Origin of the sequence: [Clostridium] symbiosum ATCC 14940, assembly GCF_000466485.1 — a bacterium.
GTDB lineage: Bacteria > Bacillota > Clostridia > Lachnospirales > Lachnospiraceae > Otoolea > Otoolea symbiosa.
This window is the reverse complement of sequence record NZ_KE992872.1, coordinates 38,415-47,387: the sequence shown is the minus strand read 5'-3', so window position 1 is coordinate 47,387 and position 8,973 is coordinate 38,415. Positions and strand designations below refer to the sequence as shown.

Sequence of the window (8,973 nt, the reverse complement as noted above, 5' to 3'; positions counted from 1 at the left end):
TGAAACAGGTCCCCGGACACATTCGGATATACCTGCTTCTTCTTCGGCTTCTTTTGACGCTTTGGAAGATTTGAAAGCAAACACCTGTCCAAATGCCCGGACATCAATCCATTTTTCACAGGCAATTTTACGGTAAGAAATCCTGTCTTTTGATTTCGCAGCCAGAACCATGCCTGGCTCCGCCTTTACCTTTCCGTGAAGGCTTTTCTGTTCATCCAGCAGTTCTTCTTGCTTAACAACAAAAACATCATATCCATTTTCTGAAAGGCGATCTCGTATTTTTCGTTTCAAGCAGACATCGGTAATGATTCCATTTCCGTTAAAATCTTGTCGCGGGACGTTTCCATTAATCGGATCGCCATTCGGGTTACATCTTTCTGCAACAATAATGCCGCAGAAATCAATCCTGTTCTTCAATACGGCCGAGGTATCCATCGTCCCCCTCCTTTTCCCGGACAAAAATCGTAAACCGGATGAAATCCATAATATAAGGTTTTGTGTTCCGAAAATTCGATGACTTAGCTTCCCAATTTTCTATCGTCCTAAGCGAAATATGGTACATAGCTGACATTTTTGCCATGCTGACATTAAGTCTTTTGCGCAAGCCTGGAAAATCCAGGCCTGCAAGTTCGAAAATCAGGGACAAATCCTTTGTGATTTCATCGGAATCGGCAGCTTTGTTCATCCATTCCTGCCAGCCGAGGTTCATTATAAACTCTTCCGGCTCATTGTGCTTGATAGCTTCATCGCATAGTCTAATAAACGTGGTATATAACATCTCTTTTCCTCCTTTATGCCCATAACAGTGTTTCACCCTTGTAATGGCGAACATCTCCATCTTCACGAACCATGCGAAGCGGGGAATCATCAATCTCGCCATCTTCCCAAACACTTACATGTGCTTCCATAACATCCGGGTCCTCAAATGCTTTTTCCGCTGCGTCATATGCTTCGCTGTAAGACTCGTACCAGTCAGCCCTATCGGCTGTATTCCACTCGCTATCACTGTTTACTAATTCGATATTAACTGCATACTCCTTTTTCATCTTCGTATCTCCTTTTTATTAGAAATTGTTTACCTCTTGTTTATGTATTTATTATACCACCCAATGGGTTGTATGTCAAGAGAAATACCAATTAAATTTAAAAATAAAGTTACTCGGCTATATTAACAAATCACAGGGCGTCGCCACAGGATATTTATTCTCCCCTTATGACGCCGCCCTTTTTATTTTGACTATGCTTTATGATTGTACGCCGCCCTGAATTTATCCAGAACAAGCTGCAAATCTGTATACCGGATTGATGATTTTCTGTAAGGCGTTTCGCTTAATTTCTCGCTAAACGGAAGAAGATTGTAAAGTGGACTAAGCCCGTCGGTATCCATGTTATCACAAAATTCAATAAGAGCCTGGAATCTTTTGACATAGGCCATTGATTCGTCAAAGCCACTCATTATTTTTCTCTCTTTCTCCCGGCCTGATCCCGGACCGGGGCGGTTATTATTTGTATACATGGTAAACTAACTTTATCACTGCCTCTTTGCTGCTATACTTTTTTTGCCAGCGCGTGACACATTGCTGGTTGACAAATCGCCACATATTGTCAAACGTATGAAAGCTGATCTGATAGCGCTCCCCCCCTATCTTAAAGTTAAAATAGACAATAAAGACATGTGCGCCACTGTACAATGTCCGATCCGCTTTTACGTGATATCTAAATCCACTCTGCGGGTTGCGCTGTATTGCTCTGATCGCATTGATGATGCAGTGATCCTTTGCGTGATACCCTTTCTTATAATGCACTTTTGATAAAGGAACAAAGGAGGAAATGCGGTTTAATACCTCTTTGTCCTTCTTGCCTCCGTCCGAAGCAAGTTGAGCAAATATAATCTGTTTCGCAATGTATCTATCCAGCATAATCTCCCTCCTTTATCCTGCTATGACGTTGCAACCGTGCCTCTTTTAGCGCGCCAAGCCAGCAACTCTCGGGGCGGTCTTTCACCCGCCTGCTATGCAGGTTTTTGTGCCTGCGCCTTTCGCTCTCACGCATACTCCCGGAATGTGAGAACACTCGTTATTCACGAAAACGATACCGGCGAACTCTCGGGACGCGCTCGCTAACCCGCCCCCGTAATGCCGATAGGGTCAGCATGGTTCTCCCGGCGTTACCCGGCCGGGGCGGGTTAAATTTGTTGTTATCCTTGGCTTCTGATTGAAGTATACATTATTTTTTATATACTGTCAACACTTTTTTGTAAAATAATTTATATAATATCAATTATATAATTGACAAATTATAAAAAAGAATTTATTATATAAAAAAGGAGGAATATCATATGCATACAGACGTTAGAGAATATATTAATCTTTGCAGAGTGAAAAGAGGAAATATCACAGAGGCAGAACTTGCCCGCAGAACCGGGCAAACCCCGCAGAACATGAATAACAAATATAAAAGGAATACATTTAAAATATCAGAACTTGAAAAGGTTGCGGAGGCTCTTGGAGCAGAATTAAAGATATCTTTTATTGATAAAGAAACTGGAGAACCTATAATATAAAAATTATATAAAATACACTAATACATTTATATTTTATAAAAAAGAATATAAATAAATATTGACATTATATAAAAAATAGTGTATACTAAAGATAGTTAAGGAAGGCAAGTCCTTAACGAGTTACCGGGCAAGAGGAGAGAGGAGGTAAAAATGGAAGAAATGACAAGACTTGAACTTTTGACATTACTGTACTCGATACAAGCATTGATGGAAACAGGAAACGTAGATAAAGCAAAAGAGATTATTGAAAAGGTAATCAAAGAAGCTGAAAGACAGCAATAAAAAAGCCTACAGAATAAGCTTTAAGGAAAACAGAGGAGGGCGGGCTTGCCACCGCTCCCCCATCTATAAAGATAATATCAAATTAGACCCTACAAATCAAGGAGGAAGAAAAGAATATGATTAAAAAATATGCAGTATCGATAGATGAAAATTATGACAGCGATTCAACGGCTTGGTTCAACACGTACGAAGAGGCAGAAGCGTTTGCGGTACTGGAAGCAGAAAAAGCAAAAGCCACTGTATTTATAGCAGAATTTATAGACGGATGTAAAAATAACAATTACGAAGACGATGAGATAGAATGGAAGGGATACGGATATGATACTAATGGTAAATTGAAAGAACTAAAAAATTATATTTGTCTTGTATCAAATACGCGTACCAGAGAAACGTATTATAGTGAATGTGTTTATTCTTCTGTTGAAGAATTAAAAGCATATTATAATGATCCTGAAATTTTACCTAATCTTAAGCTCCTTAGGGCTTGGGAAGCAAACGAGGTTGAATTATAATAAAGAGAATAAAATGAAATGGCAGCCAAAATCGGCTGCCATTCTGTTCGCGCGCTTGTCTTTTCGTGTTGCATTTCCGTGTTGCATGGTGGTGTAAAATGCAACACGGAAGGGTATTTTATAACATAATGATGTAAAATGATATGCGCTGCATGTCCCGTGATTACAATGTTCCTTGCAGTTACAGGGTTTTGGGGTATTTGATTTAACGGGTTCAAGTCCTGTCACCCGCACTGAATTATAATTCTCAGTGCAGAGTTTAAGCGGCGGTATCGTGAATGATACCGCCGCTTTTAATTTATCTGCCCCTTTTAACATCGTCTATTTCTGATTGACTGTAGGCTGAAATGCTGATATAATGTACTTGTACATTAAGTACAATTGAAATGAGGGCAGTGGCTTATGGAAATTATTATCAGTAATAATGCCAACAAGCCGATCTATGAGCAGATTACTTCACAGATAAAGGCGATGATAATGAGCGGGGAACTGGCGGCCGGTGATGCGATTCCGTCAATGCGCGCATTGGCAAAAGCAATCCATGTCAGCGTCATTACGGTTCAAAAAGCCTATGAAGATTTGCAAAGGGACGGTTTTATCGAGACAACGGTTGGCAGAGGAAGTTTTGTATCGGCACAGAACAAGGAATTTTATCAGGAGGAGCAGCAGCGTATAGCAGAGGAACATTTACAGGCGGCAGCAGAAATCGGACGGACGAGCAATATTTCCCTTGAAAAACTGACGGAGCTGTTGGCAATGTTTTACCGGGAGGACGAATAGCATGGAGAATATATTAGAGCTGCAGCAGGTATCCAAGACTTATCCAAAGTCGGATTTTGTTCTGGATAATGTAACTTTTTCATTGCCATACGGGGCTGTTTTAGGATTTGTCGGGGAGAATGGAGCAGGCAAGACAACTACGATTAGCTGCATTCTCAATACAATTAAAAAGGACAGCGGGACAGTGAAAATATTCGGCCGGGAAATGCTGGACTCAGATACAGATATGAGAGAGCAAATCGGCGTCGTCTATGACGGCGATAATTTTCCTTCTTACTGGAATGCAAGACAATTATCCAAGGTGATGGAGGGACTTTATACGCAGTGGGATCATTCTTTGTTTCAGAGGTATTTAGAAGTCTTTCATTTACCGGACGGACAGAAAATCAAACATTATTCCAGGGGAATGACGATGAAGTTAGCTGTTGCCGTGGCTTTGTCGCACCATCCCCAATTACTGATTCTGGATGAGGCCACCAGCGGTTTAGACCCCATTATGCGTGAGGAAATGCTGGATGTATTTTTAGAGTTTGTGCAGGATGAAAGCCATTCGATTCTTCTGTCTTCCCATATCACCAGTGATTTGGAAAAGATTGCGGATTATATCACATTTATTCATAACGGAAGGCTGATCATGACCGCGTCTAAAAATGAACTGGCATATGATTTTGCTGTTATGCGCTGCAAAGAAAGCCAATTTCTCACATTGGACCCAGGCGATTTTCTTGCTTACAGGAAAAGGGATTTTCAGATTGATGTGCTTGTAGAAAACGGAAGAAAAGCACAGCAAAAATATAAAGATATTGTGATGGACCATGTCTCTGTTGATGAAATTATGCTTTTGCTGGTAAAGGGGGAACGGGTATGAGGGGGCTTCTTATAAATAATTATTATGCGGTTCGTGCCAATGCAAAAGTCTTTTCAGGCTTTATGCTCCTTTTGGGACTTTTTGCGGCTGCCGTAATCAGCCAATCGCTTCTCATCGGCTACATATTTCTCGCTGTGATTGGATTTTCAGTCAATATGAGTTCCAGCCTGCGCAAGGAGTTTATCTCAAAGTGGGGAAAATATAAATTGACGGCGCCAGTCAGGCGGGCGGATATTGTGAAGAGCCATTTTATCAGTCAGTTAATCTGGCTGTTTGTCGGAATGGCTTTTGCAGGCGCGGTGGTGGGGCTTTCATGGCTGTTACATGGTTTTCCCTTTGACCGAAATACGGATATTCTTCTTCTGTTTGCCGCAGGAGTTGGAATCAGTCTCCTGATGGTAGCAATCTTTTTCCCGCTTTTTTATTTGACAGGGGAAGAGCGGAGCGAAGTGGTATTGGGCATCAGCCTGCTTGCGGCAATCCTGATTTTTATGGGGCTTGTCAGCCTGATCAATCTGTATTTCGGCCCGGAACCGGCGGTATGGCAGGTGATTACAAGTGCGCTCATTTTACTTTTATGTTCGGCGGCAGCTTTTGCAGTATCCTATCCGCTGGCCGTCGTCATATTCAGGGAGAAAGAATATTGATGGAATACCGGACCGGATGAATAGACGGCGGACATAATAAGAATCTATGCTGGCAGTGAAAACAAAAAGGAGGAAAAGGAGCATGTACGAACTGATTCAGGCAGGAGAAAAGACATATTATATTAATTGCCCGGCGAAAATGGGGCTTTACAGACTGAATGACAGCGAGGTCTGTCTGATAGACAGCGGCAATGACAAGGATGCGGGGAAAAAGGTTCTGAAAATACTGGAGGCCGGCGGATGGAAGCTTAAGATGGTGATTAACACCCATTCCCATGCCGACCACATCGGCGGAAACAGCCTTCTGGCGCAGAGGACAGGCTGTTCCGTCTATACGGCCGGTCCTGATCTGGCATTTACACAGTATCCGGTTCTGGAACCGTCTTTTTTATATGGCGGTTATCCGTTTAAGGAGCTTCGCAACAAATTTCTGATGGCCCAGCCGAGCGGGGCGCTTCCCCTGACCCCGGAGGTACTTCCTGAGGGGCTGGAGATGATGGCTGTAAACGGCCACTCCTTTTCCATGTCGGCTATTAAGACGGACGACGGCGTGTGGTTTCTGGCAGACTGTCTGACCGGAGAAAATATCCTTGAAAAGTATCATGTATCATTTTTGTATGATGTCCAGGAGTATTTAAACAGCCTTGAAAAGCTTAAAACACTGGAAGGGAGGCTGTATATCCCGGCCCATGCGGAGCCGGTTGAGGATATTAGGCCCCTGGCTGAAGCGAACAGGAAAAAGATTCTGGAAATTGCCGGCATTATAAAGGAGATTTGCACAAAGCCCCGCGGCTTTGAGGAGATCCTGAAAGCGGTGTTCGAACACTACGGGCTTGTAATGGATTATAACCAGTATGTGCTGGTGGGAAGTACGGTACGTTCCTATCTCTCCTGGCTGCATGACAGGGGAGAGGCGGCTGCGGAAATAGCGGACAACCGGCTTGTGTGGTGCAGCGTTAATGACGGGACGAGTGATGGCGGAGCAATTTAAGTGCGGACCGACTCCACTGCGACGCTTCCGCCTCTCACAATTTCCATTCTGTTTGTAAAGCGATGTTCCAGAAGATGAGCCAGCTCATCATTTTCTTCCTCTGTCCTGACACTTTCTAACAGGACGGAGGAAGGGGAGTATCCGGCAATTTTAACCTGATATACGCCGGCAATCCTGAATAGCTCAGTCATATCCGCTTCGGTACAGTTTTGGATCTTGATAAACATGATTTCTTTTCTGTGGATGGCGGCATCGGTAAAATCTACCACCTTAATCACTTCAACACACCGGGCCAGTTGTTTTTTTACCTGCTCAAAGGTCATGTCATCGCCTGTCAGGCTGATCGTCATGCGGGATACGGTCCTATCCTCCGTTCTTCCGACCGTGAGGCTGTCCAGATTATAGGATTTGCCGGAAAACAGGCCGGAGATTCGTGCCAGGACACCGATATCATTTTCTACAAACAGGCTGATCCATCGTTTTTTCATCATTTATCCCTTCCTTTCTAATATCATATCGCTGAGCCGGTTTCCCGGAGGCACGATCGGCAGGACGTTTTCTTCCCGGCCAATAATAAATTCAATGACGGTAGGACCTTTTTTGTTCCGTTTTGCGCTGAGCAGGGCTTTGTCGATCTCCTCCTCGGCAGTTACCCGGATCCCGGCGGCGCCGTAGCTTCCGGCCAGCTTTATAAAATCCGGGATATAGTCAGGACAGTTCTCACCCGGGGAATTGCAGGGGAGGGGACAGCTTTTGCGGCGTTGGATACAGGTGGAGGAGTAATGCCGGTCAAAGAACATTTCCTGCCACTGTCTTACATTTCCAAGATAGCCGTTATTGAAAATACAGATAATGACAGGCAGTTCGTATGCCACGGCTGTAGCCATTTCCTGGACGTTCATCTGGAAGCCTCCGTCACCTGATATGACGATAACATCCATATCCGGATTTCCGGCCTTTGCGCCGATTGCGGCGGGAAAACCGTAGCCCATGGTTCCAAGCCCTCCCGACGTCAGCATCTTCCTGCCCTCCCCAAGCTCCAGAAATTGTGTGGCCCACAACTGGTTTTGTCCTACATCGGTGGCAATAATTGCGCGGTCAAAAATGCGGTTGATGGATTGGATGATGCGCTGAGGTGTCAATCCGGGCCGTTCTGCTGCGAGAGGGTGTTCGCGTTTCCAGCCGTCTATCGTCCTGAGCCATTCTTTAGTACACAGCGGGCAGGCTTTTTCAAGAAGGGCGAGGATTGCCTCTTTTGCATCTGAGACAATCGGGACATCCACGGCAATATTCCTGGAAATGGAGGCAGAATCGATATCAATATGGACAATGGAGGCATTCTTTGCAAAATCTCCGATTTTTCCTGTGATCCGGTCGTTAAATCTTGTTCCGATGGAAAACAGGAGGTCACAGCTGCTGACGGCAAAGTTGGCGGCATAACATCCATGAATTCCGAGATTTCCAACGTAGAGGGGATGGGAGGAAGGGAGGGCGCCTTTACCCATGATCGTCGTGACTACCGGAATATTCGTCATCTCTGCCAGTCTTGTCATCTCTCGTTCCGCACCTGAAATGAGGACGCCTCCTCCCACTAAAAAGACGGGCTTCTCTGACTGGTTTAACAGTCCGACCGCCTTTTTTATCTGGCCCATATGGACGGAAACGTTCGGTTTACAGCCCCTGAGTTCGATCGGCACCGGATAGATGCCGCTGCCGTTTTCCTGTTGGATATCCTTGGGAAGATCCACGACCACCACACCTGGTTTACCTGTATGAGCGATGTAGAAAGCTTTTTTGATAATACTTCCCAGTTCTTCCCTCCGCCTGACAGTGACCGCGTATTTACAGATGCTCCTTGTGATGCCTACAATATCAACTTCCTGGAATGCGTCGTTTCCGATGAGGCCCACGGGCACCTGACCGGTGAAGCATACCAGTGGGACACTGTCATAATTCGCTGTTGCAATTCCGGTGACAAGATTTGTGGCGCCCGGGCCGCTCGTCACCAGGCACACCCCGGTCTTTTTTGTGGAACGGGCATATCCGTCGGCCGCATGAACCAAGCCCTGTTCATGGCGCGGGAGAATGACATGGATACTCTTTTCTCCATACAGTGCGTCAAATAAGTCGATAGCCTGTCCTCCCGGATAAGCGAAAATGGTGTCAACGTGTTCCGCTTTTAATGCTTTAACAAATAATTCGGCTCCTGATATCATGATAGCTACCTCCTTCAAACGTCTTTATATTTGGAATGCATGTACTTGCTTGTATTAACGGGTTAGATTATGGCACTGCCGGACGGCAGTGCCTGTTCTGTCAATGGCCCCTGA

14 protein-coding genes are annotated in these 8,973 nt (G+C 44.7%); 7 read left to right on the top strand and 7 right to left on the bottom strand.

Annotated elements, in window-relative coordinates:
* From CLOSYM_RS07935 to CLOSYM_RS07915, 5 genes are all read right to left on the bottom strand, one after another.
* A partial coding sequence (locus tag CLOSYM_RS07935; protein WP_044902250.1) for a type I CRISPR-associated protein Cas7 occupies positions 1 to 435 on the bottom strand: 435 nt, incomplete at its 3' end.
* Complete coding sequence (locus tag CLOSYM_RS07930; RefSeq protein ID WP_021641716.1) at positions 401 to 778, bottom strand: helix-turn-helix domain-containing protein; 378 nt, start codon at positions 776 to 778, stop codon at positions 401 to 403. The genes CLOSYM_RS07935 and CLOSYM_RS07930, both read right to left, overlap by 35 nt.
* Positions 779 to 791: 13 nt before the next feature.
* A complete protein-coding gene (locus CLOSYM_RS07925; protein ID WP_021641715.1) occupies positions 792 to 1,046 on the bottom strand; it encodes a hypothetical protein in 255 nt (84 codons plus the stop codon).
* Between the two features lie 191 nt (positions 1,047 to 1,237).
* Entirely contained in the window at positions 1,238 to 1,456 is a 219-nt protein-coding gene (locus CLOSYM_RS07920; protein WP_147296738.1) for a hypothetical protein, read from the bottom strand.
* 46 nt (positions 1,457 to 1,502) lie between these two features.
* Positions 1,503 to 1,919: a hypothetical protein gene (locus CLOSYM_RS07915; protein ID WP_021641713.1), complete on the bottom strand. Its 417-nt coding sequence runs from the start codon at positions 1,917 to 1,919 to the stop codon at positions 1,503 to 1,505.
* Positions 1,920 to 2,338: 419 nt separating this feature from the next.
* On the opposite strand from CLOSYM_RS07915, the gene CLOSYM_RS07910 reads away from it, so the two are divergent.
* The 7 genes from CLOSYM_RS07910 (at position 2,339) to CLOSYM_RS07885 (ending at position 6,643) form a co-directional block, all read left to right on the top strand.
* Positions 2,339 to 2,563, top strand: coding sequence for a helix-turn-helix domain-containing protein (locus CLOSYM_RS07910; RefSeq protein WP_021641712.1), 225 nt, complete (start codon positions 2,339 to 2,341; stop codon positions 2,561 to 2,563).
* Between the two features lie 150 nt (positions 2,564 to 2,713).
* Positions 2,714 to 2,845 carry a hypothetical protein gene (locus tag CLOSYM_RS23630; protein WP_021641711.1) on the top strand — a complete coding sequence of 44 codons (132 nt, stop codon included), beginning with the start codon at positions 2,714 to 2,716 and terminating at the stop codon, positions 2,843 to 2,845.
* Positions 2,846 to 2,961: 116 nt separating this feature from the next.
* Complete coding sequence (locus CLOSYM_RS07905) at positions 2,962 to 3,357, top strand: hypothetical protein (protein ID WP_021641710.1); 396 nt, start codon at positions 2,962 to 2,964, stop codon at positions 3,355 to 3,357.
* A 402-nt stretch (positions 3,358 to 3,759) separates the two neighbouring features.
* Positions 3,760 to 4,137, top strand: a complete 378-nt coding sequence (locus tag CLOSYM_RS07900) for a GntR family transcriptional regulator (RefSeq protein ID WP_021641709.1) — start codon at positions 3,760 to 3,762, stop codon at positions 4,135 to 4,137.
* Position 4,138: 1 nt separating this feature from the next.
* A complete protein-coding gene (locus CLOSYM_RS07895) occupies positions 4,139 to 5,005 on the top strand; it encodes an ABC transporter ATP-binding protein (RefSeq protein ID WP_021641708.1) in 867 nt (288 codons plus the stop codon).
* On the top strand, positions 5,002 to 5,652 hold the full coding sequence (locus CLOSYM_RS07890; protein ID WP_003499116.1) for an ABC-2 transporter permease: 651 nt from the start codon (positions 5,002 to 5,004) through the stop codon (positions 5,650 to 5,652). The genes CLOSYM_RS07895 and CLOSYM_RS07890 overlap by 4 nt, the downstream gene beginning before the upstream one ends.
* A gap of 82 nt (positions 5,653 to 5,734) precedes the next feature.
* Positions 5,735 to 6,643: an MBL fold metallo-hydrolase gene (locus CLOSYM_RS07885; RefSeq protein ID WP_024738385.1), complete on the top strand. Its 909-nt coding sequence runs from the start codon at positions 5,735 to 5,737 to the stop codon at positions 6,641 to 6,643.
* Here CLOSYM_RS07885 and ilvN read toward each other — a convergent pair.
* Positions 6,640 to 7,134 (bottom strand): acetolactate synthase small subunit, encoded by a 495-nt coding sequence (gene ilvN, locus CLOSYM_RS07880; RefSeq protein WP_021641706.1) that lies wholly within the window; start codon positions 7,132 to 7,134, stop codon positions 6,640 to 6,642. The two genes, CLOSYM_RS07885 and ilvN, sit on opposite strands and share 4 nt — an antisense overlap.
* A complete protein-coding gene (ilvB, locus tag CLOSYM_RS07875; protein WP_021641705.1) occupies positions 7,135 to 8,859 on the bottom strand; it encodes a biosynthetic-type acetolactate synthase large subunit in 1,725 nt (574 codons plus the stop codon). It abuts the gene before it with no gap.
* Positions 8,860 to 8,973 lie beyond the last annotated feature (114 nt).